The 25,091-nt window shown below is 72.0% G+C and carries 24 protein-coding genes and 1 tRNA gene; 11 read left to right on the forward strand and 14 right to left on the reverse strand.

Going from position 1 to position 25,091, the window contains the following annotated elements:
• Nucleotides 1-43 precede the first annotated feature (43 nt).
• Complete coding sequence (locus tag GA0070604_RS00190) at nucleotides 44-592, forward strand: pyridoxamine 5'-phosphate oxidase family protein (RefSeq protein WP_091112185.1); 549 nt, start codon at nucleotides 44-46, stop codon at nucleotides 590-592.
• A 66-nt stretch (nucleotides 593-658) separates the two neighbouring features.
• Here the strand turns inward: GA0070604_RS00190 and GA0070604_RS00195 are convergent, their stop codons facing one another.
• Nucleotides 659-1,642 carry a zinc metalloprotease gene (locus GA0070604_RS00195; protein ID WP_091112188.1) on the reverse strand — a complete coding sequence of 328 codons (984 nt, stop codon included), beginning with the start codon at nucleotides 1,640-1,642 and terminating at the stop codon, nucleotides 659-661.
• A gap of 247 nt (nucleotides 1,643-1,889) precedes the next feature.
• Between GA0070604_RS00195 and GA0070604_RS00200 the strand changes: the two genes are divergently transcribed.
• Nucleotides 1,890-1,963, forward strand: a tRNA-Gly gene (locus GA0070604_RS00200).
• A gap of 378 nt (nucleotides 1,964-2,341) precedes the next feature.
• Here the strand turns inward: GA0070604_RS00200 and GA0070604_RS00205 are convergent.
• Genes GA0070604_RS00205 through GA0070604_RS00215 form a run of 3 tightly spaced genes read right to left on the reverse strand, consistent with a single transcriptional unit; the run spans nucleotide 2,342 to nucleotide 3,601 of the window.
• Nucleotides 2,342-2,824 carry a GNAT family N-acetyltransferase gene (locus GA0070604_RS00205; protein ID WP_091112191.1) on the reverse strand — a complete coding sequence of 161 codons (483 nt, stop codon included), beginning with the start codon at nucleotides 2,822-2,824 and terminating at the stop codon, nucleotides 2,342-2,344.
• Nucleotides 2,825-2,864: 40 nt separating this feature from the next.
• Nucleotides 2,865-3,248, reverse strand: a complete 384-nt coding sequence (locus tag GA0070604_RS00210) for a VOC family protein (protein WP_091112195.1) — start codon at nucleotides 3,246-3,248, stop codon at nucleotides 2,865-2,867.
• Nucleotides 3,245-3,601, reverse strand: a complete 357-nt coding sequence (locus tag GA0070604_RS00215) for a DUF1801 domain-containing protein (protein WP_091112198.1) — start codon at nucleotides 3,599-3,601, stop codon at nucleotides 3,245-3,247. Before GA0070604_RS00215 ends, GA0070604_RS00210 begins: the two co-directional genes overlap by 4 nt.
• A 111-nt stretch (nucleotides 3,602-3,712) precedes the next feature.
• On the opposite strand from GA0070604_RS00215, the gene GA0070604_RS00220 reads away from it, so the two are divergent.
• On the forward strand, nucleotides 3,713-4,606 hold the full coding sequence (locus GA0070604_RS00220; RefSeq protein ID WP_091126808.1) for a LysR family transcriptional regulator: 894 nt from the start codon (nucleotides 3,713-3,715) through the stop codon (nucleotides 4,604-4,606).
• Nucleotides 4,607-4,622: 16 nt separating this feature from the next.
• On the opposite strand, the gene GA0070604_RS00225 is transcribed toward GA0070604_RS00220, so the two are convergent.
• Together GA0070604_RS00225 and GA0070604_RS00230 are read right to left on the reverse strand one after the other, a co-directional pair.
• Nucleotides 4,623-5,693 carry a hypothetical protein gene (locus tag GA0070604_RS00225; protein WP_091112202.1) on the reverse strand — a complete coding sequence of 357 codons (1,071 nt, stop codon included), beginning with the start codon at nucleotides 5,691-5,693 and terminating at the stop codon, nucleotides 4,623-4,625.
• A 42-nt stretch (nucleotides 5,694-5,735) separates the two neighbouring features.
• Nucleotides 5,736-6,056 (reverse strand): PadR family transcriptional regulator, encoded by a 321-nt coding sequence (locus GA0070604_RS00230; RefSeq protein ID WP_091126809.1) that lies wholly within the window; start codon nucleotides 6,054-6,056, stop codon nucleotides 5,736-5,738.
• Between the two features lie 123 nt (nucleotides 6,057-6,179).
• On the opposite strand from GA0070604_RS00230, the gene GA0070604_RS00235 reads away from it, so the two are divergent.
• A complete protein-coding gene (locus tag GA0070604_RS00235) occupies nucleotides 6,180-7,232 on the forward strand; it encodes a MerR family transcriptional regulator (RefSeq protein ID WP_091112206.1) in 1,053 nt (350 codons plus the stop codon).
• Between the two features lie 73 nt (nucleotides 7,233-7,305).
• Nucleotides 7,306-8,184 (forward strand): LLM class flavin-dependent oxidoreductase, encoded by an 879-nt coding sequence (locus GA0070604_RS00240; RefSeq protein WP_091112209.1) that lies wholly within the window; start codon nucleotides 7,306-7,308, stop codon nucleotides 8,182-8,184.
• Nucleotides 8,185-8,260: 76 nt separating this feature from the next.
• On the opposite strand, the gene GA0070604_RS00245 is transcribed toward GA0070604_RS00240, so the two are convergent.
• Together GA0070604_RS00245 and GA0070604_RS00255 are read right to left on the reverse strand one after the other, a co-directional pair.
• Nucleotides 8,261-8,695, reverse strand: coding sequence for an ASCH domain-containing protein (locus GA0070604_RS00245; protein ID WP_091112213.1), 435 nt, complete (start codon nucleotides 8,693-8,695; stop codon nucleotides 8,261-8,263).
• Nucleotides 8,696-8,892: 197 nt separating this feature from the next.
• A complete protein-coding gene (locus tag GA0070604_RS00255) occupies nucleotides 8,893-9,456 on the reverse strand; it encodes a phosphoribosyltransferase family protein (protein WP_208601951.1) in 564 nt (187 codons plus the stop codon).
• Between the two features lie 198 nt (nucleotides 9,457-9,654).
• Here GA0070604_RS00255 and GA0070604_RS00260 point away from each other — a divergent pair, with 198 nt between their 5' ends.
• From GA0070604_RS00260 to GA0070604_RS00275, 4 genes are all read left to right on the forward strand, one after another.
• Complete coding sequence (locus GA0070604_RS00260) at nucleotides 9,655-10,311, forward strand: septal ring lytic transglycosylase RlpA family protein (protein ID WP_091112216.1); 657 nt, start codon at nucleotides 9,655-9,657, stop codon at nucleotides 10,309-10,311.
• A gap of 100 nt (nucleotides 10,312-10,411) precedes the next feature.
• On the forward strand, nucleotides 10,412-11,539 hold the full coding sequence (locus GA0070604_RS00265) for a PP2C family protein-serine/threonine phosphatase (RefSeq protein ID WP_091112219.1): 1,128 nt from the start codon (nucleotides 10,412-10,414) through the stop codon (nucleotides 11,537-11,539).
• Between the two features lie 131 nt (nucleotides 11,540-11,670).
• Nucleotides 11,671-13,527, forward strand: a complete 1,857-nt coding sequence (locus GA0070604_RS00270) for an acyl-CoA dehydrogenase (RefSeq protein ID WP_091112222.1) — start codon at nucleotides 11,671-11,673, stop codon at nucleotides 13,525-13,527.
• A 268-nt stretch (nucleotides 13,528-13,795) separates the two neighbouring features.
• Entirely contained in the window at nucleotides 13,796-14,065 is a 270-nt protein-coding gene (locus GA0070604_RS00275; RefSeq protein ID WP_067300694.1) for a DUF6458 family protein, read from the forward strand.
• A gap of 97 nt (nucleotides 14,066-14,162) precedes the next feature.
• Here the strand turns inward: GA0070604_RS00275 and GA0070604_RS00280 are convergent, their stop codons facing one another.
• A complete protein-coding gene (locus GA0070604_RS00280) occupies nucleotides 14,163-14,699 on the reverse strand; it encodes a SixA phosphatase family protein (RefSeq protein ID WP_091112226.1) in 537 nt (178 codons plus the stop codon).
• A gap of 115 nt (nucleotides 14,700-14,814) precedes the next feature.
• Between GA0070604_RS00280 and GA0070604_RS00285 the strand changes: the two genes are divergently transcribed.
• Nucleotides 14,815-15,102 carry a DUF6458 family protein gene (locus GA0070604_RS00285; RefSeq protein WP_091112230.1) on the forward strand — a complete coding sequence of 96 codons (288 nt, stop codon included), beginning with the start codon at nucleotides 14,815-14,817 and terminating at the stop codon, nucleotides 15,100-15,102.
• Between the two features lie 102 nt (nucleotides 15,103-15,204).
• On the opposite strand, the gene trhA is transcribed toward GA0070604_RS00285, so the two are convergent.
• On the reverse strand, nucleotides 15,205-15,882 hold the full coding sequence (gene trhA / locus GA0070604_RS00290; protein ID WP_091112235.1) for a PAQR family membrane homeostasis protein TrhA: 678 nt from the start codon (nucleotides 15,880-15,882) through the stop codon (nucleotides 15,205-15,207).
• 248 nt (nucleotides 15,883-16,130) lie between these two features.
• Between trhA and GA0070604_RS00295 the strand changes: the two genes are divergently transcribed.
• On the forward strand, nucleotides 16,131-16,880 hold the full coding sequence (locus GA0070604_RS00295; protein WP_091112240.1) for a LamB/YcsF family protein: 750 nt from the start codon (nucleotides 16,131-16,133) through the stop codon (nucleotides 16,878-16,880).
• Between the two features lie 69 nt (nucleotides 16,881-16,949).
• Here the strand turns inward: GA0070604_RS00295 and GA0070604_RS00300 are convergent, their stop codons facing one another.
• The 4 genes from GA0070604_RS00300 to GA0070604_RS00315 all read right to left on the reverse strand — a co-directional run bounded on the left by GA0070604_RS00300 (nucleotide 16,950) and on the right by GA0070604_RS00315 (nucleotide 25,039).
• Complete coding sequence (locus tag GA0070604_RS00300; RefSeq protein ID WP_091112244.1) at nucleotides 16,950-18,791, reverse strand: NHL domain-containing thioredoxin family protein; 1,842 nt, start codon at nucleotides 18,789-18,791, stop codon at nucleotides 16,950-16,952.
• 290 nt (nucleotides 18,792-19,081) lie between these two features.
• Nucleotides 19,082-19,921, reverse strand: coding sequence for a hypothetical protein (locus GA0070604_RS00305; RefSeq protein WP_141721194.1), 840 nt, complete (start codon nucleotides 19,919-19,921; stop codon nucleotides 19,082-19,084).
• A 499-nt stretch (nucleotides 19,922-20,420) separates the two neighbouring features.
• The gene (locus GA0070604_RS00310; protein ID WP_091112250.1) at nucleotides 20,421-21,968 is read right to left on the reverse strand and encodes a recombinase family protein; all 1,548 of its coding nucleotides are present in this window, start codon (nucleotides 21,966-21,968) and stop codon (nucleotides 20,421-20,423) included.
• 215 nt (nucleotides 21,969-22,183) lie between these two features.
• Entirely contained in the window at nucleotides 22,184-25,039 is a 2,856-nt protein-coding gene (locus tag GA0070604_RS00315) for an LppU/SCO3897 family protein (protein WP_091112254.1), read from the reverse strand.
• Between the last annotated feature and the right edge of the window lie 52 nt (nucleotides 25,040-25,091).

Genomic DNA, 25,091 nt, shown 5'->3' on the forward strand with positions numbered 1-25,091 from the left:
TGTCGGACTGCGTACTCGTACACGTGTTCGATAGAATGTCCGCATGGCTTCCTGGTCCGAATTCGCCGCCGACGAGCCCCGACTCGCCGACGAGATCCGCCTTCTCCTGCAGCAGTACGGGCCGGGCTTCGGCTACCTCGCCACGGTCCGGGCCGACGGCGGTCCCCGGGTCCACCCGGTCTCCCCGGTCATCACCGACGAGGGGCTCTACTGCTTCGTGATCGAGTCGCCCAAGCGCCGCGACCTCGAACGCGACGGCCGCTACGCACTGCACTCGTTCCCGCCCGAGGACCGCGACGACGAGGCGTACGTCGCCGGCCGGGCCCGCCCGGTGACCGACCCGGCCACCGTGGCCCGGGTGGCCGCGCACGGCCGGGCCGCGTCACAGGTCGACTGGTGGCTGTTCGAGTTCACCGTCGACGTGGCGATGCTGACCCGGCGTGACCAGGCGACCCAGCTTGGCGCGGGTCGGCCGCAGGTGCGGGTCTGGCTCGATCCGCGGGCGACCGACCCGACGCGGCATTCCGACGTCGCGTCGCCCGAGGTCCGGCGTGGCCGCCACGGGTTCGACACCCGCCGCCCGGCCGCCTGAGCCCGCAACAGCCGGTGCCGGCCCCGTCGTCGGACGGGGCCGGCACCGTTTGCCGTGCTGTGGCTGCTACGCCGCGCGGTAGGCGTTCCACGCGGTCAGCATCCGGCTGGCCTGCCCGGGGGTGAACTCGGACATGCACGAGTCGTAGGTGTAGTCCATGAAGTTGTGGATCGGGTCCGCGCCGGGCGCGGTGCAGGTGTCCCGCCCGGTCGGGCACTGGTAGGCCGGCGACGCCTCGGCGGGGGTGTCGCTGACCTGGTCACCCTGGCCGGAGCAGCCGCCCTGGAAGGTGTGGTAGAGGTTCAGCCAGTGGCCGATCTCGTGGGTGCCCGTGTCGCCCTGGTTGTAGTTGGTGGCGCTGCCGCCCGGCAGTGACTCGTTCAGCGCGACCACGCCGTCCATCTTGTCCAGCGTCTTCTTCGGGAAGGTCGCCCAGCCGAGCAGGTTGTCGCTCAACTCGCCCAGGTACATGTTCAGGGTGTTCTTGCCGCCCTCGCGCAACGTGGTCTTCATGGACCGCTCGGCGGAGGAGCCCGAGACGATCGGATACCAGGACGGGTTGGTGACCCGGTTGATCTTCTGGAGCTGGAAGCTGAAGGCGGTCGGGGCGCCGCCGGTGCCCCCGCTGTAGGCCTGGTTCAGCACGCTGATCTGCTGGGTGATCATCGAGTCCGGGATGTTGCCGCCGGCCCGGGTGCTGTCCCGCTGGATGACGTGGACGACGACCGGGATGGTCACGGTCGCCAGAGGCGCGATCCCGGCGTCGACGCGGAGCCTGGACCGCTCGGCCAGGACGGCGGCGAGATCCGCCTCCCGCTCCCGCACCTGCGCGGCGGTCAGCTCGTTCGGGTCGTGCTTGGCGTGTGCTCCGGCCTTCACCCGGGCGCCCGGGTGGACGTCGGCCGGCTCGGCGCAGCTTCTCGTCGGGGCGGCGGAGAAGGCCGATGCGGCCGGGACGACCCCCACCGCAGCCGTGCTGAGCAGCAGCGCGAGGGTCGTCGACGCGACGCCGGCGGTACGCCGGGTCAGCAGGTTGGGACGGAGTCCCATGGGCCCACCTCTTTCTGGCGGCGTGACAGGGGGTGTGTCACGCCGTGGCTGAGAACGTGGAGCAGACGTTACAGCCGATTGATAAATTTGAAAACGCCCATGGATTGCGGTGGGGAAACCCCTCGCCCGGTCGACGGCATGGTGGTGGCCCAAGATCGTGCCGGGGTGATCTCGCGGGGGCGGGAGGCGCGCCGCGGGGGTACCTGGATGCACGACGGCGGTGACCTCAGGTACAGTGGTGCCGCCTGCGGGTGTAGTTCAATGGCAGAACATCAGCTTCCCAAGCTGACAGTGCGGGTTCGATTCCCGTCACCCGCTCCACGCGAAAGGCCCTGATCAGGACGCAAGTCCTCGGTCAGGGCCTTCGATGTTCCACGGGCCGCCAGCGCCCGACGGCCCAGCCGCGGGCCATCAGCCACGCTTTCTTGCCGGCCGCCCTTGCCCTTGTCCGTGGGGCCGGGCCGCCGACTTTCACCGCTGCTTGCGCGGCCGTACCCGTCCCGGCCGGTCGAGATCGTGCTCAAACACGGAAGTAGTGGCCGCGTAGGCGATGGGAGGCCACTACTTCCCGGATCGAGCACGATCTTGGGCGCCCGTGCGTGGCCGAGCGCGAGCGCCAACCTGGCTCGCCACCTCGCCAGTCACCCTCAGTTCAGCGCCCGAGGCTTCCGACTCACCAAGCGGGCCACCTCGGACGAGTCAGGAAAGGTATCGGACGTGCCGCAGGCCGGGCTGTCCGCCGACCAGAACCTCGCCGACCGGGACGAACCCGGTACGCCGCAGCACCGCGAGCGAGGCCGGGTTCGCCAGCGCGGCCGACGCGACGAGCTGGCGTAGCCCGTACTCGTCGCGGGCGAGGTCGCAGGCGCGGCGGACGCCGTCCTGGGCCACGCCCCGCCCGGTCGCCCGCTCGGCGACCCGGTAGCCCAACTCGGCGCTGCCGTCGGCGACGTCGACCAGGTTGAACCGCCCCAACACGGCACCGTCGTCGTCGACGAGAAGGTGGAAGTGGCACTCGCCGGTGGCCTGCTCGGCGAGTAGCTCCGCGTGCCGGGCGGCGAACTCGGCGAAGTAGTCGTCGCCCCGATCCGGCACGAATCGCGCGAAGTACGCCCGATTCTCCTGCTCGAAGCGGAGCAGCGCGGGGGCGTGACGGGCGTCGAGCCGCTGCAGTTCGGGCATCGCGCCACGTTAGCAACGGCCCGGTGCCCGGCGACAACGGCTATTGCGGATACCAGCGCAGCTCGACAGTGTTGCCGTCCGGGTCGCGTACGTAGATCGAGGTGGCGGTGCCCCGTGCGCCGAAGCGCGGCACCGGGCCGATCAGCACGGTGAACACTCCGGAGTCGATCACCTGTTGCCAGTCGAGCGGCTCCACCACCAGGCAGATGTGGTCGACGTTCGACCCGGTCGGCTCGCCGCGTACCAGGTCGATGATGGTCTCCGGGCTCACGCGCGCCGACGGGAAAGGCACCTCGCCGGCCCGCCAGCGGTCGACCCGTACCGGCTCCAGGCCGAGGGTGCCGCAGTAGAAGTCGAGGGAACGTTCCACGTCGGCGACGGTGAGGACCAGGTGGTCGAAGGCTGTCACCCGTACCGCGCTCATCGTGCCTCCAGGGCGTACGCCTGCCGGAGCCAGCCGGTGAACAGGTCCGGGTCGATCTCGTCGAGGGTGCGCAGCTTGACCGAGGCCATCCGCCGCGCGCCCGGGACGAGCCGGCCGGAGGCGTCGTCGACGTCCTGTCCGCGCCACAACCCGAAGGTGACGTACGACGAGTACGCCTTGACCAGGCAGACCGGCGTGCGCCCAGGCTGGTCGCCGAGGCCCCAGACGGGGTGGCCGTGCCACACCGCGGCGGTGGCCTCCGGCAGCGCGGCGTCGACGACGGTACGGATCTTCTCGCCGACCTCGCGCAGTGGGACGTCGAGACCGGCCAGATAGTCGGTGACGTGATCCATCGTTGCTCCTGTCCTCGAAGGGGTCGCCATCCAGCCTCGTCCTGGCCGTGCCGTGGACCAAGACGCGATCGGACTACGATCGTTGACTCGGATTCAACGGTGGGGGTCGACGTGCTGGAGCGGTACGAGGTCGAGACGTTCCTGACCCTGGCCGAGGAGCTGCACTTCGGGCGTACCGCCGAGCGGCTGCGGGTAACCACCGGGCGGATCAGTCACGTGGTGCGCAAGCTGGAACGCCGGATCGGCGCGCCGCTGTTCGAGCGGACCAGCCGGGTCGTCCGGCTCACGCCGATCGGCGCCCGCCTGGCCGACGACCTGCGCCCGTTGGCGGCCGGGATGGCGGAGGCCGTTCAGCGCGCGGTCGAGGCCGGGCGGGGGCTGACCGGGGAGCTACGGGTGGCGTTCGTCGGTGAGTCGACCGCGCCGGTCCTGCTCCGCGCCGTCGCCCTGTTCTCCGAGCGTCATCCGGACTGCGTGGTGCACGTCCACGAGGCGCCGCTGGCCACGACCCGGTCGAGCCTGCGGGACGGCACGATCGACGTGCTCATCGCGTCGTACCCCTTCGACGGCATGGCGAACGGCCCGGCGCTGCTGCACGAGCAGCGGGTGCTCGCGGTGGCCGCGAACCATCCGCTGGCGGGCGCGGAGTCGGTGTCGCTGGAGGCGCTGGCCGAGCATCCGGTGGTTCAGTACCCGGCGGTGACCTCGGCGGAATTCAAGCAGGACCGTACCCCGGACCGGACGCCGTCGGGCCGGCCGGTGCCGAAGGGCCCGTCGGGCGACACCTTCTCCGAGATGCTGTCGCTGGTGGCGATGGGCCGGGGGGTGCTGCCGGTGGGCGAGCAGACCCGGCGCTACTACCCCCGGCCCGACCTGGCGTACGTGCCGATCCGCGACGCGCCGCCGATCCGGCGCGGTCCGGTGTGGCTGGCCAGCAACTCCACCGCCCGGGTACGCGAGTTCGTCCGCGCCGCGGTCGACGCCAATCCCGCGCCCGTGGACTGAGCGACAGCCGCGAGCCTCAACCGGCGTTGACGATCAGCGGCCGGAGGTCCCTGCGGGGGATCAGCGCGACGACCAGCAGGGCCAGCGCGCAGGCGGCGCCGACCAGGAACAGCAGCGAGCAGGTCGGCTGCCCGAGCCACTCCCAGAGCGGGTGCCAGGTGGGGTGCGGCTCGCCGAGGTGATGAGGGAACAGTGACGCCGTGGAGAGCAGCGCGGGCGCCCACCACAGGAAGAGGGCGATGGCGAGCAGGGCGGCCACGCCCCGGCGGCCCTCGGTGCGCCGGCTCGCCCAGGCGAACACCAGCCAGGTGAGCACGCCCCCGGCCAGGCCGGCCAGCACGGCGGCGGGCAGCACCGCCGGCGGCGTCGCCCGCTGCATCTCCACCCCGAGGTACGAGTTGTAGGACGCGTCGTGGAAGGTCGCCCGGAGCACGGTGTCGTCCCGGTGAGCGATCAGGGTGGTCTGGACCGGCTGGCTCGCCCGGTGGCAGGTCGCCGAGGCGCACACCTCAAGGACCTCGGTGGCCGGCGCGTACACCTGCCAGCCGCCGGCCTGGAGGCGCTGCCGGGCGGTTGCCAGGGCCTCCGCCTCCGACATCGGTGCGGGGCCGGCCGCCGACGCGACGGCCATGCCCTCCTGGTATTCGCCGCCGTCGCCGAACAGCACCGGCTTTAGCGACCGCCACGTCAGCGGATTGTTGTAGAAGACGAAGAGCGCCGGGGCGGTCATGATGTCGTCGTCGAGCTGATGGCCGGGGAACGCCTCGGCGAAGACCGCCGCGACCTCGTCCCGGTCCGGCTGCGGCCGGGACGTCTCCCAGGCGATCCGGGCGGCCAGCGACGCGGTGAACAGGCCGCAGATCAGCGCGGTGAGGACCGCCCAGGCGCCGACGCTGGTGCTGGCCGGCCGGCCGAGGCGGCAGCGTAGGCCGCCACGGACCAGGTCGAACGCCTCCCGTACGGTCGGCCGGGTCCGCCCGGCGGGTGCGGTGTCGAGCAGCAGGCCGAGGATCTCCTCGCCGCGTTCCCGCCGGTACGCCCTGGGATAGGCGAGCAGTAACCAGCGGTAGTAACGGGTGAGCGACATGGTCTCCCCTTCGTTCGGGAGCGCGGGCGGGCGGCGAGCGGGTCAGGCGGTGTGCGGGCGCAGAGCGCGCAGCCGGGTCTCGGCCGCGGTGGCGAGCTGGCGCATCCGGGCGGTCTCGGCCTGTAGGGCGTCGAGCCCACCGGGGGTGAGCCGGTAGTAGCGGCGCAGCCGCCCGTCCACCACCTCTTCCCGGTCCGGCTCCACGAGTCCCTGCGCGGTCAGCCGGTCGAGCGCGGTGTAGAGGGTGCCGGGCAGCAGGGTGCCGCGCCGCCCGGAGAGCACGGCGACCTCCTGGATGATCCCGTAGCCGTGCCGGGGGCCGGCCGCGAGCGCGGTGAGGATCAGGAACGTCGGCTCGCGCATCTGGCTCACGCGGACAACATATATAAGTGATCGATACATGGGCAACACCTTGACCCTTACCTTGGGGCAAGGCCGAGCGTGGTCCGTGCCGGTCGCCGTGACCGGCACGAGGAGGATGCGTCCGTGGAGCTGCTGACCATCGGGGCGTTCGCCCGCGCGGCGCGACTGACGCCGAAGGCGCTACGGCTCTACGACGAGTTGGGGCTGTTGCCGCCCACCGCCGTCGACCCGCACACGGGCTACCGCTACTACGAACCGGCGCAGCTCGGCCCGGCCCGGCTGATCGCCGCGCTGCGCCGGGCCGGGATGCCGCTCGCCGACATCCGGGCCGTCTGCGCCCTGCCGCCGAGGGCAGCGGCCGAGGCGGTCGACGCCTGGTGGCGGCGGGTCAGCGCGGACACGGCGGCCCGCGGTCGGGCCGTGGCGCTCCTCGTCGGTCAGCTCGCCGAGAGGGAGTCCACCATGTCCGAAACCACCTTCCGGTACGCCGTCCGCTGCGAGACCGGTGCGGTCCGGGATTCCAACGAGGACACCGCGTACGCCAGCCCGAACCTGCTCGCCGTGGCGGACGGCATGCGCGGCCCCGGTGGCGCCGCCGCCAGCGCCGCCGCCGTCGAGGCGCTCCGGCCGCTGGAGCTGACCGACGTGCCGGCCACCGAGCTGCTCGCCACGCTGGCCGACGCGGTGACGTCGGCCGACCGCACGGTACGCGCCGCCGCCACCGAGGGGCACCAACCGGTCACCACCCTCACCGCGATCCTGCGCCGCGGGTCGCAGCTGGCCCTGGTGCACGTCGGGGACACCCGGGCGTACCTGCTGCGCGGGGGCGAGCTGTTCCGGCTCACCCAGGACCACACGTACGTGCAGTCGCTGGTCGACCAGGGCCGGCTCAGCCCGGCCGGGGTGGCCGGGCACCCACAGCGGGCCCTGCTGGTGCGGGCGCTCGGGGCCGGTGCTCAGGTCGAGGCCGACCTGGCGCTGCGTACCGCCCTGCCCGGCGACCGCTACCTGCTCTGCTCCGACGGGCTCTCCACGGTGCTCGAACCGGCGGCGCTGCACGGCGCGCTCGCTGCCGACGACCCGGAGACCGCCGTCGGGCGCCTGGTCGACCTCGCCTACGCCGAGGGCGCGCCGGACAACGTCGCCTGCGTGGTCGCCGACGTGGTGCCCGCGTAACCCTAGCCACTGCTTCCCTGTTCGAGCACGACCTTCACGTCACGGTCGTACGCCTGGTCGTACTCTGGCGATCATGCGGATTGGCATCGTGATCCTGCCCGACCAGCGCTGGTCGGAGTCGCGGCGGCGCTGGCAGCAGGCGGAAGAGTGGGGCTTCGACCACGCCTGGACGTACGACCACCTGGGCTGGCGGGATCTGGTCGACGGCCCCTGGTTCGACTCGACGACCACGTTGACCGCCGCTGCGACGGTCACCTCGCGGATCCGCCTCGGCACGCTGGTCGCCTCGCCCAACTTCCGGCATCCGGCGGCGTTCGCCCGGCAGGTGACCGCCCTGGACGACGTCTCCGGCGGTCGGCTGCTGCTCGGCCTCGGCGCGGGCGGCATCGGCTTCGACGCCACCGTACTCGGCGGGGAGACCCTGCCGCCGGGGCGGCGGGTCGACCGGTTCGCCGAGTTCACCGAGCTGCTGGACCTGATCCTGCGCGAGGACGGCACCACGTGGCGCGGCGAGTGGTTCGCCGCCGTGGACGCCCGGAACAACCCCGGCTGCGTGCAGCAGCCCCGGGTGCCGTTCGTGATGGCCGCGAACGGGTCCCGCTCGATGCGGCTGGCAGCCCGGTTCGGGCAGGGGTGGGTGACCACCGGCCTCGGCGGCGACGACCTGGAGAGCTGGTGGTTGTCCGTCGAGGACCTCTCCGCCCGGATGGACGTGGTCCTCGACCGGGCGGGCCGCGATCCGGCCACCCTGGACCGCTACCTGTCGCTCGACTCGGCGCCGGCCTTCTCGCTCACGAACGTGGACTTCTTCGCCGAGCAGGTCGCTCGGGCCGCCCGGCTCGGCTTCACCGACGTGGTGACGCACTGGCCCCGCGCCAGCAGTTGGTACGCCGGTGACGAGGCGGTGCTGGTGGCGGCGGCCGGTCTGCTGCCCGAGCTGCGGCGGCTCTGACGCGGCTCGGCTCTTGGTGGTTAAGAAGGGGCCCCTGCTCTACCGGAGGCGTTAAGAAGGGCCCCCTCCTTACACCTCAGGTGCCGAGGTCGCCGGTGCTGATGCCGCCGTCCCCGGCGGAGACCAGGCGGAACCGGATGCAGACCACCTGCGAGTCGTCGTCGACCGGAAAGCCCACCGAGGCCCAGAAACGGCGGTGCCCCTCCCGCCACTCCTCGATGGACCGGTCACCCTCCCCTTCCGAGCGGGCGAAGTCCCAGGACACGTCGGCGAACCGGACCACCTCGACGCCGGTGACCTCGACCACGCCCACCAGTGCGTCGTGGTCGTCGACCAGCACCAGCCGTTCGCCGACGTGTTCCAGTTCCTCGTTCTCGTCGGCGTACTCGGAGGTGAGCAGGCCGGCGGTGGCGGTCTTCACGCCGGCCAGCACGAGGGTGTTGAGGTTGGTGCGCAGCTCGCCGGGTGAGCCGAGGGCGAGGGTGCGAAGTCCTCCGATGCGGGGCCACATCCTGCCGAGGCTAGTAGCCGGCCGTCCGCCCGTCGCGGGATTTCGTCCGCCCCCCGGGACAGCGCCTCGACCGCCATCGGCCCGCGGTCGGACAGCCCGTCCCGGTATTCCGGGCCGGTACGGTGCAGCCGCTGTTACGCCTCGTCCAGGATGTCGTCCGCCATGTGGCGATCCTCGAAGTTGAACCGACCTTCAGGTCAACCCGGCGTCGCACGTTCGAGGTCGTCTCCGGTGAGCAGGGCGCGTAGCCGGAGCCGCTCGGCGACGTACGGCGGGCAGGTCGCGACGAGCGCCGCCGTACCGACCAGCTCCGCCCCACTGGCCTGGACCAGTCGGACGAGCGCGTCCAGTTGGGCGCCGGTGGCCACCCAGTCGTCGACGAGCAGCACCCGGTCGCCGGGGCCGAGCCGGTGGCCGTCCACTCCCAGCCGTAGCCGGCGGCCCCGGTAGTCCGGTGTCGTCTCGGTCCAGCGCATCGGGCCGACCCGCCGGCGCTGGCCGCCCTCCTTGTACGCCGGCAGGAAACCGGCGCCGGCGGCCACCGCGACCAGCGGGCCGAGCAGCAGCCCGGTCACCTCGGGCGCGACCACCACGGTCGGCCGGGCGGCCGGGAACAGGCCGGCCAGGGCCGGTCCGATGCCGGCCAGCACCTCCGGATCCCGCCACCAGCCGGAGGCGTCGCTGACCAGATGACTGCTGTCCGGGCCGGGGTCGACCCAGCGGAACAGCTCGACCAGGCGTCGGCTCAGCACGACACCCATCCTCGGACACCGCCGCCAGTCGATCTCCGCATGGTCAGTGGCCAGCGCTCCTTCCTCCGTTCGGATGAGCAAATTTCACACGAGTGGATAGACGTATCAGGGTAAATGTGAGCATAGCACCATGATCACGTTGACTTCGGAAGTGCTTCTCTCGTTACGGTCCGAGCCGGTTTGTTCAGCTGACGAAAGGACCGGTCGGTGGCTGGTAGGCATCTCCGTACCCGCAAGCTCTCCTCGCCCGCCGGCATCGCCGCCACCGCGGCCGTCGGCGTGCTGCTCGCCGTCGGCGGCACCGTCGGCGCGGTCCAGCTCACCTCGGGCGAGCCGGCCGCCGACTCCGCTCTCGCCGAGCCCAGCGTCGTCGCGGCTCCGCCGAGCACCCTCGCCCCCAGCCCGGCCTCCCCCTCCGCCTCGCCCAGCGCGTCCACCTCGCCGAGCCTCAGCCCGTCGCCGAAGGTCACCCCGAGTCCGAAGGCGACCCGGACCCAGGCCGCCTCGCGGAGCATGCCGCGCACCACGAGCCCGAAGCCGAAGCCGACGGCGACGAAGACCACCCCCGCGGCGAAGGTCGTCGACAGCGGCTCCTGCGGCGCGTCCTTCTACGACGAGGGGCAGATGACCGCGAACGGGGAGACCTTCAACCCGAACGCGCTGACCGCCGCGCACAAGACCCTGCCGTTCGACACGAAGGTCCGGGTGACCAATCCGGCCAACGGCAAGTCGGTGGTCGTCCGGATCAACGACCGCGGCCCGTTCATCGCCGGCCGGTGCCTGGACCTGTCCCGCGCCGCCTTCGCGGCCATCGCCGCGACCAGTTTCGGTGAGGTGACCGTCCGGTACGAGGTGCTCGGCTGATCCCGTGACCGGCGGCGATCGGGCCAGGAAGGCGATCCGGCCGGGCAGAACGTCCTCAGACGACGGGCCAGGTTCATTCACCGGTTCACCTCCATCAGGCATGCTGTCCGGTATACGCACGCAACCCTTCCAGCCGGGCCGTGGCCCGCTGAGCCCCGGATCCCGCGCCGGCCTCGGCGCGGCCCTCGCGCTGCTCGCCCTGGTCTCCGCCATGGAGTTGGCCGACGGGTCGAACGCGCACTACATCGCGCTGATGGTGACCGCCCCGTTGCTCGCCGCCGCGCTGGGATCGTGGCGGGTGGTGCTCGGGGTGGGGGTCCTCGCCACGGCGATCGGGGTCTCCTTCGCCCTCACCGAGCAGCCGCTGTCCCTGGTATCCGCCGTCAACGTCACCGGCGTCGCGCTGGCCACCGGGATCGCCGGCGCGGTGGCGGCGGTACGCCAGCGCCAGTCCGAGAAGATCGCCGAGCTGTCCCGGCTCGCCTCGGTCGCCCAGCAGGCGGTGCTCCGGCCGATCGGGCCGCAGGTGGGCACCCTCGCGGTGGCCGCCCGCTACATCTCCTCCACGGCCCGGGCCGAGATCGGCGGCGACCTGTACGAGGCCATGGACACCCCGTACGGCGTTCGCATGATCATCGGTGACGTGCGGGGCAAGGGGTTGGACGCGGTCCGGCTCGCCAGCATCGTGCTCGGCTCGTACCGGCACGTCGCGTACGAGCGGGCGGACCTGCGCGCGGTGGTGACCGATCTGGATCGGGCGGTGGCCCGCAACGTGGGCGACGAGGACTTCGTCACCGCCGCGCTGGTCGAGGAGCGCGGCGGCACCCTGACCATCGTCAACTGTGGGCACCCGCCGCCGCTGCTGCTGCGCCGGGGCGCGGTGATCCCGCTGGAACCGCCCGCGCCCGCGCCGCCGTTGGGTTTCATGCCGGTGGTCCGCCCCCGGGTGGAGCGGCTGGAACCGGGCGACCGGCTGCTGCTGTTCACCGACGGGCTCGGGGAGGCGCGCCGGGACGGCGAGTTCTTTCCGACGGCCGAACGGGCCTGGCAGCTGCTCGGCCACGGCACGGTCGCCGACGGCCTCGCCTCGCTGGAGACGGCCCTGGTCGAGTGGGTGCACGGGCGGCTCGACGACGACATCGCGCTGGTCCTGATGGAGTACACCGGCCCGCGTAGTGAGGTGACGGCCGCCGTGCCGAGCTGGGAGGTCGGCACGGCGGAGAGCTGAGCCTCCGGTCGGTCGTCGCTGAACCGGTGTAATGGCTGTCACTTCCGGGATCGGCTTGTGATTGCTACCGACGAGTAATACAGTTTGGGTTACTGATCGGTAACAGCTGTTCGGAAGCGGGGCCAGCGAGCATGACCCACTACAAGAGCAACCTTCGGGACCTTGAGTTCAACCTGTTCGAGGTCTTCGGGGCGGACCGGACATTCGGCCAGGCGCCGTACACGGATGTGGACGCCGACACGGCCCGCAGCTTCCTTTCCGAGGTCGACCGCCTGGCCCGCGAGGACCTGGCGACCAGCTACGCGGACAGTGACCGCAACCCGCCGATCTTCGACCCGGCGACGCACACCGCGCCGCTGCCGGCGTCGTTCAAGAAGTCTTACCAGGCGTTCATGGACTCGGAGTTCTGGCGGCTGGACCTCCCGGAGACCCTCGGCGGCACCAACGCCCCGCGCGCCCTCTGGTGGTCCCTCGCCGAGCTGGTGCTCGGCGCCAACGCGCCGATCTGGATGTACGCCTCCGGCCCCTCGTTCGCGCACGTGCTGCACGTCGAGGGCACCGAGCGGCAGCGGGAGTGGGCCAAGCTCTTCATCGAGAAGCAGTGGGGCTCGACCATGGTGCTCACCGAGCCGGACGCCGGCTCGGACGTGGGCGCCGGCCGTGCCCGGGCCATTCCGCAGCCGGACGGCTCCTGGCACATCGAGGGCGTGAAGCGCTTCATCACCTCGGGTGAGCACGACCTCTCCGAGAACATCGTCCACTACGTGCTGGCCCGCCCGGTCGGCGTGGAGGGCGTCGGCGGCCCGGGCACCAAGGGCCTGTCCCTCTTCGTGGTGCCGAAGTACCACTTCGACGAGGAGACCGGCGAGCTGGGCGAGCGCAACGGCGTCTTCGCCACCAACGTCGAGCACAAGATGGGCCTGAAGGTCTCCAACACCTGCGAGATGACCTTCGGCGAGCACGGCGTCCCGGCCAAGGGCTGGCTGCTCGGCGACAAGCACGACGGCATCCGGCAGATGTTCATGATCATCGAATACGCCCGGATGATGGTCGGCACCAAGGCGATCGCCACCCTCTCCACCGGCTACCTCAACGCCCTGGAGTACGCGAAGAACCGGGTGCAGGGCGCCGACCTGATCCAGTCGACCGACAAGACCGCCCCCCGGGTGACCATCACCCACCACCCGGACGTGCGTCGCTCGCTGCTCATGCAGAAGTCGTACGCCGAGGGCCTGCGCGCGCTGGTCTGCTACACCGCGAGCTGGCAGGACAAGGTCGCGATCGCCGAGGCGGCCGGCGACGAGAAGGCCACCAAGCTCGCCAAGCGGGTCAACGACCTGCTCCTCCCGCTGGTCAAGGGCGTCGGCTCGGAGCGGGCGTACGAGCTGCTCGGCCACGAGTCGCTGCAGACCTTCGGCGGCTCCGGCTTCCTCCAGGACTACCCGCTGGAGCAGTACGTCCGCGACTCCAAGATCGACACCCTGTACGAGGGCACCACGGCGATCCAGAGCCTCGACCTGATCTTCCGGAAGATCGTCCGGGACAACGGCAAGGCCCTGCTGGCCGTCGCCGGTGAGATCCAGGAGTTCATCACCTCCGAGGCGGGCAACGGCCAGCTCAAGGAGGAGCGGCAGGCGCTCGGCAAGGCGCTTGCCGAGATCCAGAACATGCTCGGCGTGATGACCGGCTGGCTGGGCGAGGCCCAGGGCGGCGAGCCGCGGGCCCTCTACAAGGTCGGCCTGAGCAGCCGCCGGTTCCTGCTGGCGGTCGGCGACCTGGTGGTCGGCTGGCTGCTCCAGAAGCAGGCGGACGTGGCGCTGAAGGCCCTGGCCGGCGAGGTCTCGGCCGCCGACCGGGGGTTCTACACCGGCAAGGTGGCCGCCGCCCGGTTCTTCGCCCGCGAGGTGCTGCCCCGCATCGGCGCCGACCGGCGGATCATCGAGGGCGCCGACCTGGAGATCATGGACCTCCCGGAGGAGGCATTCTGACCCCCGGTGGGGTTCGAACCTGACGACGGCGGCCGGCGAGCAACAGCTCGCCGGCCGCCGTCGTGGTTTGCCCCTGAAGCGTGTGCTGTGGGCGGGTTGCGGCAGGGGGCGGTGTCCGGGCGGGCCGATAGCGCAACGTGCCGCAACCGGGGGCGGAGTCCGGGGAAATGGCGGGGCGGAGCGGGTAGGCCGGCTGTGTGACGGGTAACCGTCGCGGACCACGACAAGGGCACGCCCAACGGCCACCGCACGAGGGAGTGCAGCGCACATGGGCATTGGTAGTGGAATCTTCCTTATCGCGCTCGGCGCGATCATGACCTTCGCGATCCGGGCCAACGTCTGGTGGATCGACCTGCGCGCGGTCGGCTGGGTGTTCATCCTGGCCGGGCTGGCCGTCCTACTCACCACACTCTGGTTCTGGCAGGACCGGCGCAAGCGGGCACGCACGCTGATCGTGGAGGAGAACCGGCTCTCCCACCCGACGGCGATGATGCCGCCGCCGCCCGACCCGCCGCCGCCCACGGCACCGCCGTCCTGACCGCGTTCCTCGCCCGAAGGGCCCTTCTTCGCGGCTGAGGTGTTAGGAAGGGACCCCTCCTTCGCTGAGGCGTTAGGAGGGGTCCCTTCCTTGCACCTCAGCCGCGGGCGGTGTGCCGGGCGGTGATGGGGGCGGCGGCGGGCGCGAGGGCGCCCCACCGGGTGGTCGGGCGGTGTACCACCAGGTCGCTGGTGCGCAGCCCGTCCGGATCCGCCCGCTGCGGATCGAGCAGGCCCGAGAGCAGCGAGACACCCGGGTTGTGGGCGATCAGCAGGATGGTGCCGGTGTCCGGCGCGACCCCGCGGACCAGCTCCAGCAGGTCGTCCGGCTGCGCCTCGTAGACGGCCGCCTCGTAGCGCACCATCGGGGCGGATCCCGCCGGTCCCCCCTCCGGCGGGGATCCGGTCATGCCCAGCGCCACCCCGTGCCAGGTCTGCCGGGTGCGCCGGGCGGTCGAGCAGAGCACCAGGTCGGGGAGGAGAGCGTGCCGGGCCAGCCACGCGCCGGCCGCCGCCGCGTCGGCGTGCCCCCGCGCGGTCAACGGGCGTTCCGCGTCCGGTACGTCCCGGTACTGCTCGGCCTTGGCGTGCCGGAGCAGCACCAGTGTCCGTTGCTGGTTCCTGCCGTCCGTCATGGGCACAGCTTGCCTGATTGGCGATCGGAGCGCCTGGGTAAGTCAATGGTGCCGCTACCTCATCCATGGCCGCGGCGGGTGGGAAACGCCAGCAGAAAGCCAAGGAGGCGACGTCATGGGCATCGGTGCCAGCATCTTCCTCATCGCGCTGGGCGCGATCTTCGCGTTCGCCGTCGACGCCAACCTGGGATGGCTGAACCTGAACGTCGTCGGTTGGGTGCTCATGCTCGCCGGCGTCGTCGGCCTGATCACCACGCTCTACTTCTGGAACAGCCGGCGGCGTACCGTGGTCGCCCCGCCGGTGCGCGAGCAGGTCGTCGCCGAGCCCGTGGTGCCGGCGCAGGACGACCGGGTCGTGCGCGAGGAGTACCGCGAGGTACGCCGTCCCGGTTACCCGGCCTGAACCGGCGGCCGGATCGATGTCGAGGGCCCCGCGACCGCGGGGCCCTCGAACCGCCGCCGGCCATCAAGACCGGTGCTGGTCAGCCGGCGGGCGCGGCCGTGGTCAGGCGAAGAGCGCGAAGTAGATCGCGATGTGGTGGCAGATCGCCGCGAGCAGGGTGCAGGCGTGGAAGAACTCGTGGTGGCCGAAGATGGTCGGCCACGGGTTCGGCCGGCGCAGCGCGTAGAAGACCGCGCCGACGCTGTAGATCGCGCCGCCGACGATCAGCAGCACCAGGGCGGTGACCCCGCCGGAGCGCAGGATCTGCGGCAGCATCGCCACCGCGACCCAGCCGAGCGCCAGGTAGAGCGGTGCGGACACCCAGCGCGGCGCGTGCGGCCAGATGAGCTTGAGCGCCACCCCGGCCAGCGCCCCACCCCAGACCAGGCCGAGCATGATGGTCGCCTGCCGGGTGTTCAACAGCAGGGAACAGAACGGGGTGTACGTGCCGGCGATGAACAAGAAGATCATCGAGTGGTCCATCCGGCGCATGATCTGGTAGCCGCGCTGCGACCAGACCCGGCGATGGTAGAGCGCGCTGGTGCCGAAGAGACCGCACACGGTCAGGCTGTAGATCAGGCAGCTGACCAGGGGCGCCAGGCCGGGCCGGACGGCGGCGATCGAACAGAGCACGATGCCGCAGACGAGTGCGACGAAGAACGCGTAGGTGTGCAGCCAGCCGCGCATCCGGGGTTTACCGATGTCGACCGGCTTGAGCCGAAGCGGTGCGGAGGTGGTCACGGCAATAGGCTACGGCACCGTAGGTTACCTGTAGGTAGTGTCCACTGTCACGACTTCGAAACGGCCGGAGGACCCTGGTCAACGGCTCGGTCCACGAGTATGGCGGGCCGCTGACCACCCGCCGGCCCGGCGCGCCGGACGGTGGGCCCTGCCCCGTGCCGGCGAACTCGTGGCATCCGGTAATCGGGGTGGTGGACGACCACGTGACTCCGCTCGCGCCGGCCCGCCCGGGACTACGGTGACCTTTCATGGACCTCAACGCTGACCTCGGTGAGGGATTCGGCATCTGGCGGCTCGGCGACGACGAGGCACTGCTCGACCTGGTCACCTCGGCCAACGTCGCCTGCGGCTTCCACGGCGGCGACCCGTCCACCATGCACCGGGTCTGCGCCGGTGCCGCCGCGCGTGGGGTCGCGGTCGGCGCCCAGGTCGGCTACCGGGACCTCGCCGGCTTCGGCCGGCGGCACATCGCGTACGGCTTCGCCGAGCTGCGCGACGAGACGATCTACCAGCTCGGGGCGCTCGACGCGTTCTGCCGGTTGTTCCGCACCCGGGTCCGCTACCTCAAGCCGCACGGCGCGCTCTACCACGCGGCGGCCGGCGACGAGGCCCAGGCCGCCGCGCTGGTCGCCGCCGTCAGCGCGTACGACCACGAACTGCCCCTGCTCTGCCCGCCCGGTTCGGTGCTGGCCCAGCTCGCCGTCGGCGCCGGGCTGCGGGCGGTCGCGGAGGGCTTCGCCGACCGGAACTACCTGCCCAACGGCACACTGGTGCCCCGGAGCGCGCCGAACGCGCTGGTCACCGACCCGGACGAGGTGGCCGTCCGGGCCGTCCAGATGGCCACCGAGGGGACCGTGGTCGCGGTCGACGGCAGTGTCGTCCCGTGCGTGGTCGAGTCGATCTGCCTGCACGGCGATACCCCGGGCGCGGTGCGCTGCGCCGAGCTGGTCCGGGCCGCCCTCATCGACGCCGGTGTCAGCCTCACTCCGTTCGGCTGAAAGGAAGGGCCCCTTGTTAACGCCTGCGGTATAGGAAGGGTCCCCTCCTAACACGCTGCGAGGCCGGGGTCAGGACTCGTCGAGGCCGCGGAGGATGAGGGGGAGGCGGGTGGCGCCGGCGGCGACCACGCGGATCGGGACGCCCCAGTCCTGCCGGGTCAGGTGGCAGGCGGCGTGCTCGACGTCGGCGTCGCAGGTGGCCGCCTGGGCGGTCACCTGGAGCACGCCCTGCGCCACCGCACCGTTGACCACCAGGCGGCGGGACAGCTCCGTGCCCGTCCCGGCCCCCTCGACCAGCAACTCGGGCGGGGACGCCGAGACCACCAGCCGGGTGGACGGCCCGTACGTCTCGTCCAGCTTCTGCCCCGGCGCCGGTGCGAAGATCACGTCGAGGGTCAGCTCGCCCGCCGCCACGTCGGTCGGCTTGCGTTCCAGCCTGTGGCGGGGGCCGTCCACGGTGCTCGCGCCCGCCGCGCTGAGCGCGCCCGGGGCCAGTCGGGTCAGCCGGTGGGCGGCCGACTCGACCACGAACACCTCGCCCGCACCGGTGAGCACCACGTCGCTCGGCTCGGCCAGCCCGTCCGCCACCGTGGCCACCTGGTCGGTCGCCGGGTCGAAGCGGCGCACCGCCCCGTTGTACGTGTCGGCGATCAGCACCGAGCCGTCGGGCAGCGCGCACACCCCCAGCGGGTGCTGGAGCAGCGCCCGGTCGGCCGGGCCGTCGACGTGCCCGAAGTCGAAGAGCCCCTGACCGACGGCGGTGTGCATCATCCCGCCCTCGACGTACCGGATCGCGCTGGTCTCGCTGTCGGCAAGCCAGAGCCGGGAGCCGTCGGCCGAGACGGAGAGGCCGGAGGGCTGGGCCATCCAGACTTCCGGCAGCGGGCCGTCCTTCAGCGCCTCGACCGTGGTGCCGGCGTACATGCCGGCGGTCCGCTTGATGGGGTCGAACCACCAGAGCTGGTGGATGCCGGCCATCGCGACGACGACCCTGCCGTCGTACCAGGCGACGTCCCACGGGGAGGAGAGGTCGATCGAGCGCGCGTCGTGCGGGTGGTCGTCGACCGTCGACCGCCACTGCCGCCCGGTGCCGGCCACGGTGACCACCTCGCCGGTCGCCAGCTTCACGCCGCGCAGCAGATGGTTGACGGTGTCCGCGACGACCAGGTCGTACCCGGCCACCTCGGCGACGTGCGCGGGCAACAGGCAGAGCCCCTGCGGCTCGGAGAAGGTCGCGACCTCCGCCGGGCCGTCGGCGTGGCCGCGGGTGCCCGCGCCGATCCGGCGCAGCACCTTCTCGCCGTCGGGGGCCAGCTCGACCAGACTGTGCCGGGCCGAGTCGGAGACCAGCAGATTGCCGCCGTCGAGCACCACGGCCTTGCCGGGGAAGCGCAGCGTGGTCTCCGGTTCCGCCGGCGGGACGTACGGGCCGTCGCCCCGGTGCAGGGTGCCCTTCGCCTCGTGGGTCGCGATCAGCTCGTCGATCAGCCGGGCCAGCCCCTCGGCGTGCCCCTCGCCGGCCATCGAGGCGACCACGTAGCCCTCGGGGTCGACCACCGACAGGGTCGGCCAGGCCTTCGCCGCGTACTGCTGCCACATGTCCAGCTCGGGGTCGTCGAGCACCGGGTGGTGCACCCCGTACCGCTCGACGGCCGCGGCCAGCGCGTCCGGGTCCTTCTCGTGCTCGAACTTGGGTGAGTGCACGCCGATGACCACGAGCACGTCGGCGTACCTCTCCTCGAGCGGGCGCAACTCGTCGAGCACGTGCAGGCAGTTGATGCAGCAGAAGGTCCAAAAATCTAAGATGACGCAGCGGCCTCGAAGATCCCGCAATGTCAGGTTTCGTCCGCCTGTGTTGTGCCAAGCGCGGCCACGAAGCTCGGGCGCGCGGACGCGGGGTGAAGCGGTCATAGGGCAAGCCTGTCACGGCGTCGCCGAGTGCCGTCCGGCGACGTCCTAGCCCGCGTCGTCTACGAGGTCGCGCCGGTGCTCGGATTTCCACGCCGTGGCTTCGACTCTTTGCGCGTCCGGATCATCTTGGCCGAGGGCGAGCACGACCCAGAGGGCTAGGCGTGTAACGACCACGCCCGAGGCTCAGCGCCGCGCCGAGATCGCGGCCGAGGAGGCATCTTGAACATGTAACGCGTAAAAGCCCAACCCGGCGAGATCCGGACGCGCTTCTGGTATCGCCAATCAGGTTTCTAAATGTCCTCGACTGTTGCCTGCAAGCTAATCGGCTCGCTCTGCGTGCGAACCTCATCCATGGACTCCACGGCAGTGGCTAGCGCGGCGAAGGCACGTTCTGGCGACGACTGAATCTCTGGGAATCGCTCAAGTGCCCGGACCTCCATTTGGGACAGGTTCCGAACGAGGATGACCGACTCGCCCACAGCCTGATACTTGACGATAAAGATGGACCCCACACGCATGCAGGCGCGAGGGATGTCCTGAAGCGACTCAATCAGCTTGTGAACTGCTTCCGCCTCAGTGCTGTCGTAGGCGGCTTGCCGGCTGTCTACGACCGTCAGCTCAACTGCCCGCTCCAGCTTCACAAGCCGGTCTTGAACCTCGCGGGAGGAAAAGGCCCGCCGTGCGGCTGCCCGGGACCGTCGAAAAATCGACCCCCAGCGGATCTCGACGTTCTCTTCGGGGCCGAATCCTGCAAGCTGGCGAAGGGCATCCACCCGTTCAAGCGTGCGAGCGATGGACTCCTTGTCGTCGGTATCGAGATAAACGACAACCGAGATGTCGTCTAGGTCTCGCTCTTCTTGACTCAGCGACTTTGGCCAGGGGCTGCCGACATAGAACGTCGTCCGCGTCCTGGAGGTTGAGGCGCGAACCCTCGGCGAGCGCAGCGACTTGTCGGAAGAGACAACGGAGGGCTTTCCCGAGTATCGCACCAGGTCAACGAGCGGCTGATGCATGGACGAAGACCTCGGCTTCGCCCTGCGCTTGTCGTCGGCGGCGGCCTCGCGGGCCCTCCTCTCCGATTCAGACTTAGCTGCCCGTCGGGTGAGTTTCCGCTTGACGTATTTTCCCATCTGAGCGCTTCGCTGCCCGATGATCCGTTGACCCCGCGCCTTGCGTGCCGCTGCCCTTCCGGGAGCTGGGCCCTGAGGCAGCGCCCTCGTCCGCGTGATGGGCGTTCTCCGGATTCGTCACACCGCCAGGTTACATCGCCGGTCATCGTTGGCCTGCTGGCTGAACGGTCCGTCGCGTTTCTCCACTCGGCGGCGTGACACAGCCGACGCGGACGCCACGGGGCGGCGCGTGGGTAGCTGGGCCGAAATGGGGCGACCCTTCAGGGCGGGCATCACTCTGCGTAGCGCAAACCCGGATGGCGAGGCCGCTCTGCGACCCCTATGCCCGTACAGAGGCCGCGGCTCTATGCCGCTTCGGTGACGGGGTTCAGCCCGAGGGGTTCACCCCCAGGGGTCACGAAGCGTGAGTACATTCAGCGTCACAGTCGCCGGGCCGCCGGTTGGGCCGTTGCAGTCGCCTTTCCGGGGTCCGCCTTATTTGTTGTCAGGGCGGGGTCTGTCAGGCGTCCAGGGGCGCGGGGTCGGATTCATGGGCCCACGTGAAGCGAAGGCGGGCGTGCGGGTCGAACCGGTAACCCCGGCGGCCGTTCGCGGGGAGAACCGTCACGGCGTTCAGGGCCAAGCGGAGGAGGTCGCGGCGGTCAGGGACGGTTGCGACCTCCCACACCTCGCGAGATAGGACCGGGTCGAGTAGCGGGGAGATATCCGCCTCGGGTAGCGGGAAGTCGGCAAGGTTGCGGCGTAGCCCGGCGACGCGGGCGGTCAGGCGTTCGTGTAGGCGGGTCCATCGCTGAACCGCCTCGGGTCCGACGAACTCGCCGCGCAGGTACCGGGCGTCTTCCAGGTCGGCGAGGGCGGCATTCGCGTCGTCCAACGCGGTGGTGATCGTGTCGCGCTCCCGGACGACCTCGGGGTCGTGTCGGGCTACCCACCGTTTGGCGACGGCCTCTAGCAGCGGGTCGCCGGGCTCGGTGGCGGCCAGGCGGGTAATGAACCCGTCGGCTACGGCGCGGTCTACAGCAGCGACAAGCGCCGTGGTGTGCGCCGGGCACGGGTGGCCGAGGCGGCGAGCCTGACACACGTAGGACTTCCCGAGCGCCGACATGCGCCCGCCACAACCGCCGCACCGGAGAAAGCCGGTCAGGAGGTGCGAGACCTGGGCGCGGACGCCCCGGGCGCGGCCGAGCGGGTCGGTGGCGGTGCGCTCTTCAAGGACTCGCACGATTTGCAGTTGTTCGGCGGGTGTGATGATTCCCCGGCCTATCACGACCGTCTCGCCCGTCTCGGGGTCGCGCCACGGGACAACCTTCGTTGTGTACTTTCCGTCTTTCTTGACCGTCTCGGGCAACAGCCCGGCGAACGCGGGAGACTTGAGCACTTGCGACAAGGTGCCGACGCTCCACTTCCCGCCGCGCGGAGACGGAATCTCCCGGGCGTTCAGGTCGCGGGCGATACGAACCAGCGGCTCACCGTCCATCGCCCGCTCGGCAATCTCCCGTGCGGTTGGCGCGGTGTGCGGATTGTGATCAAGCCGGCCGTCCTCGGCGACCGCCAGGCCGTACGGCGGCTGACCGCCGATCCACTGGCCCCTGCTGCGAAGGTGTGCCTTCGCCGAGGCGACGCAAAGGCCGATGTTGGCCGATTCGCTGCGGGCGACCTCTGACAGCAGCGCCAGAACGAGGCGGGATTGCTGATGCGACGTGTCTAGGCCGTCCTGCACGAAGACAATCCGGCCGCCGACCTTCTCGACCTGATCGAGGACCTGGCCGACCTGGCCCATTCCGCGCCGGGAGAGGCGGTCGACCTTCCAGACGACGAGGGTCCCGACAGTGCCGGTCGTGAGGGCGGAGATCGCGGCATCGAACCCGGCGCGGTCTACGGCTTTGTAGCCGGACCTGCCCCGGTCAATGTGGACCGAGCGGACTTCCAGCCCGTTGCGGGCAGCCCAGGCCCGGCAATCGGCCTCCTGGCGCTCGATCGCGGTCTTGCCCTCGCGGTCGAGGGATAGACGTAGGTACAGGTCTGCTAGGTGCTCATGGTGGGACATGCCGAGGACGGTAGATGCCGCGGCCGGCGAGTTGCAAGCCTCTTCTAAGACTTCCAGAAGTCCAGCAATACGATCTTGCCCCGCAGGTCGGCCAGCGTGACGGCCTTCCCGCCGGTGTTCAGCCAGCTCCGGCCTGGCCCCGGCGCGGGGAGGATCACATCCGAAACGTACGACGGCGGGGTCACGGACCGCCGTGACCCCGCCGCTGCGGACTGCTACTTGTCGGCCGGCTTGAGGCAGAGCCAGCGGTTCCCCTCGACGCCCTGAAGCTCAACGCTCGGCTGCGCCGGGTCGGCGCACTTGTCCTTGCCCTCGGCCTTCGAGACGACCTTGAACGCGCCCGGCTCGGCGCAGTCGGCCTTGGCCGCGCTGTTGCCGGACTGCTTGACGCAGGAGCCCACGGCCGGGTTGAACGGAGCCGGCTCGTTGTCGTCGCCACCGATCTTGCCGAGCAGAGTGAGCAGGCCGAGCGGGATGGCCAGGATCAGCACCGCCGCGACCAGTACGGCGATCAGCACCCGGCCGTTGCGGACCTTGGGGGTGGGCGCCTCGGCCTGCGGCTCGGCCTCCGGCTTGAACGCGTCGAAGCGGCCCTGGTCCGGCCCGTTGGCCTGGCCCTGCGACCACTCGGGCGGCGCCGGTTGGGCCGGCGGCGGGAAGCCGCCCTGGCCCGCCTCACCCATCGCCCCCGGCCCAGGTACGCCGACGGACGCACGACCGCCACCAGCCGCGCCGAACGGGTCGGCCTGGCCGCCGGGACCGCCGAAGGGGTTGGGCTGGCCGCCGGGCCCGCCGAAGGGGTTGGGCTGGTTGCCGGGACCGCCGAAGGGGTTGGGCTGGCCGCCGGGCCCGCCGAAGGGGTTGGGCTGGTTGCCGGGACCGCCGAAGGGGTCAGGCTGGCCACCGGGCCCGCCGAAGGGGTCAGGCTGACCGCCGGGCCCACCGAAGGGGTCAGGCTGGCCACCGGGCCCACCGAAGGGGTCAGGCTGACCGCCGGGCCCACCGAAGGGGTCAGGCTGGCCACCGGGCCCACCGAAGGGGTCAGGCTGGCCGCCGGGCCCGCCGAATGGGTTGGGCTGGCCGGCGGGACCGCCGAACGGGTCGGGGCGAGCGTCGTTCTGTGGGTGCACCCCGTTGACCGGCCGGTTGTTGCCGGCCGGGTCGACGAAGTTCGGCACGCCAGGCGGGAACGGCGGCGGGCCGGCGGGGGAGGACGGCACCGCGGGGGCCTCGGCGTAGGCGTTCGGGCCTGCGGGGTGGTCCGGCTCGTCGAAGCGGGCCTGCGGGCCGGGCTCGTCGAAGCGCGGGCCGGACTCGGAGAAGCCGTTCGGGGCGTCCTGGCCGGGGGGCTCCTCCGGTTCGGGGCGGGTCGGCCGCCCGTACACCCGCGGCTGCGGGGCCGGTACGCCGGCCGGGTGCAGGGGCTGGTCGGTCGGCGGCGTCACCCGGCTGCTCATCGGCACCGAGGCGCTGGCCGAGACGGCACCGGCCGCGCCGGAGTCCGGCGCGGTACGCGGGCCGGGCACCACCGGCCCGGCCGGCGACTGCGGCTCCTCGCGCGCCGGTTCCGGCGTGCCCCAGCCGGCCTGCTCCGGCTCGTACCCCTGGGCGGCCGGCTCGAACTGCGCCGGCGGCGCGTAGTCGGTGGGCGGCGAGGCGGCCAGGGCCGCACCCGGCACCCGCTGCTCCTGCTGGGGCAGCGGCACCGCGTTGGCCGGGGAAATGCCGGGGCCCGGGGCGGGCTGGTAGATCGGGGACTCCTCGGCGCGGGCTGGCTCCCAACCGTTCGACGGCGGCTCGTCGGGGCCGGGCTCGGCGGACCGGCCCCACGCCTCACCCGGTGCCCACGGCTCGGCGTCCGGGATGGCGGGGCGCTCGGGCGTCCACTGCGCCGGGTTGTCCTGGTTGCCGGGCCGGGCCGACGGGGCGTCGGCGGCGGGCACCGAGACACTGGCGCGGGCCGAGGCCCGGCCGGCCTGCGCCGGCTCGTCCGCCGGTCGCCCCTGGTCGTGCTGCTGGGCCGCGTCCCACGCGGGGCGCTGCTCGTCCGGCGCGCCCCACGGCTGGGCGGCTTCGGGCTGCCCGGTGGCCCAGCCGCCGGACCGATCCGGCTCGTCCTGGGCGGCCGGCCAGCCGCCGTCGGCCGGTGCGCCCGGCACCGACACCTTGGCGGCGGCGCGGGCGGTCGGCTCGGCCGAGGCCCAGGCCGGCGCGGCTGCCTCGGCCGGCTGGCCCCAGGCTGGCGGGTCGTCCTGCGGCGGCCCGCCCCAGCCGCCGGACCGGTTCGGGTCGTCCTGCTGCTGGGCGCCGGCACCGGCGGCCCAGCCGCCGGAGTGGTCCTCCTGCGGGCCGCTCGCGGCGGGCCAGCCGCCCGACCGTGCCGGGTCATCGGACTGCGGACCGTTCGACGGGTTCCAGCCGCCGGTATTGGCCGCGTCCTGCTGGCCGGCGTTGGCTGCCCACGGCTCGTGCGGCGCGGGAACCTGGGCGGCTCCCCGGGCGCTCGGCTCGCCGGGCTGCGCCCAGGCCGGCTGCTCGCCCTGCGCGGCGGCCGGCGCGGGGGCGGCACCCCACGCGGACCCGGCCTGCTCGGCCGGCGTCGACCAGGCGGGCTGGGCCGGTTCGGGGGAAGCGTTCGGCGGGGCGGCGGCCCACGCGGGCGGCGACTGCTCCCCGGACGCCGCCGGTGGGGCGGCGGCCCAGGCGGGCGTCCCCTGCTCCGGCGCGCCCCAGGCCGGCCCGGCCTGCTCGGGCGCGCCCCAGGCGGGCTGGGGGGAAGCGGCCCACGGGCCCGGCTCACCGGCCGGCGGCACCTGCACGGAGGCTCGCGCGGCGGCGGGCTGGCCGCCCTGCTCCGCCCACGCGGGGCGTTGGTCGTCGGGGGTGGCCCAGGCGGGGGCCGGCTGGGCGGGTGACCCGGCCGGCGGGGGTGGGGCCCAGCCGAGGTCGGCAGCGCCGGGGTGCCCGTTGTCCTGCTGCGCCGGGCGGTCGCCGTACGGCGCCGGTCCGCCGGCGCCCGACGACACCTCGCCCGGCTCTTGGCCAGGTCGGTGCGGGGCCTCGGACGTCATGGGTGCGCCTCCTCCATCACATGTCGGCCGCCGATGCCGCTCGGGACCGTCG

This window comes from Micromonospora eburnea (assembly GCF_900090225.1).
In the GTDB taxonomy this organism is placed as follows: domain Bacteria; phylum Actinomycetota; class Actinomycetes; order Mycobacteriales; family Micromonosporaceae; genus Micromonospora; species Micromonospora eburnea.